Annotated in this window: 2 protein-coding genes; both read right to left on the bottom strand. The window is 59.7% G+C overall.

Going from position 1 to position 1,443, the window contains the following annotated elements:
• Nucleotides 1–297: 297 nt before the first annotated feature.
• Nucleotides 298–609: a type II toxin-antitoxin system RelE/ParE family toxin gene (locus tag LB565_RS29745; protein ID WP_224589625.1), complete on the bottom strand. Its 312-nt coding sequence runs from the start codon at nt 607–609 to the stop codon at nt 298–300.
• A gap of 3 nt (nt 610–612) precedes the next feature.
• Entirely contained in the window at nt 613–879 is a 267-nt protein-coding gene (locus LB565_RS29740; protein ID WP_224589624.1) for a type II toxin-antitoxin system ParD family antitoxin, read from the bottom strand.
• Nucleotides 880–1,443 lie beyond the last annotated feature (564 nt).

Here is a 1,443-nt window from a genome sequence, read left to right as displayed (position 1 = left end):
CGCAGAGGGCAGACCTAGAAGCAAACTTCTTCGTCGCCAGCGGCGCACCGCCCTCGTTCGTGGGCCGTATATAGTCGCCACCTCGTCGAACTGTCAACAGCCTAGATCGCTCTTTTTTCGATTTCTCGCGAAGATATCCACGAAGGCAAAATTCGTGAGCTGGCTTGGTTGAATTTTGGCCGGCGCTTCCGTTGCCGGCCACTGCAGCGATACCCGTCACATCCGCTTCGCCGGGCGAATGCGACAGCCACCAGCACTTAGCCGAATGTCGATCGTCGCGGCCCTTTGACCCGCGGTTCAGAGCCGTCCTTCGAGCAATTCAGGCGTGATGTTCCGGCCTGCGTAGAAGATGCCCAGGATCAGCACGCGCTCGCCGTCGACAGTGAAAACGATGCTGACCGCGCGACGATACCCAATGATCCGCAGCCCCGGCATGATCTCCACCCGCTCGGTGCCGCGCTGTGGAAATGTCGACAGGCCCAAACAGAGATCGCGGATGCCCACAACAAAATCCCAGGCAACCGCCGGCGACGCACGCTCGGCTATATCGTCATAGAGTTGCTCGAGTTCGGCTTCCGCTTTCGGGTGGAAGACAATCCGGTACTCCATCCCCTACTTGGCTTTCGCCTGCCGTGCGCGATGACGGAGCTCCAGCCGGGAAAACACCGTTCCGGCGGGGATTCCCTTGACCGGATCCTGCCGGAGATCGGCCACGCGCGACGGGATTTCCTCGCGCAGCCACTTCTCCCGCTCTGCCTCAAAATCCTCGAGCATGCGCAGACCGGCGCGGACAACCTCGCTGGCATTGTTGTAGCGGCCTGATTCGAGCTGCTTTCTGATGAAGCGCTCATAGTGCTCGTTCAAAGCGTAGTTGGGCATGGATGCCTCCTCCGGAAAATATGGGGCCGGGCGGGAGATATAGCAATAGATAGCAACAATTGGCAGTTGGTTGATTCGATTCCAATTCGCCCGTTGCGATTCGGTGAAAGATCCAACAGTACCCGAATCGGCAGAGATCGAAATATCGGGCTCGGGACGCCCGGCGCCCGATCGAGGATCGCCAGGCGGCGGCTTTCACGACCTCTGCACTCGCCATTTCGAGGCGGCTGAGACACGGAAGCCGGCTGAGTTTAAACTCAACCGGCTAATATTCTTTTCGTGCCTGGTTGTGAGCTGGTCCCTGAATGCGCTGCCGCGCTCACTTTGACATCCTCGTCGCCCGCGGTCCATGAGCTCCAGCAAGGCGAACACCGCGCCAGGCGCCACTCCGGGTTTAATGATTCGGCCCTCGTGAGGGGCCTTGCCCTTCGTGTCCGTTCTGCGATCACAAACGCAAACGGCCCGCGTTGTGCGGGCCGTTTTGGGATTTGGTTGCGGGGACAGGATTTGAACCTGTGACCTTCAGGTTATGAGCCTGACGAGCTACCGGGCTGCTCCACCCCG

Origin of the sequence: Mesorhizobium sp. CA14, assembly GCF_020165195.1 — a bacterium.
Classification (GTDB): Bacteria; Pseudomonadota; Alphaproteobacteria; order Rhizobiales; family Rhizobiaceae; genus Mesorhizobium.
This window is presented reverse-complemented; position numbering and strand designations above follow the sequence as displayed.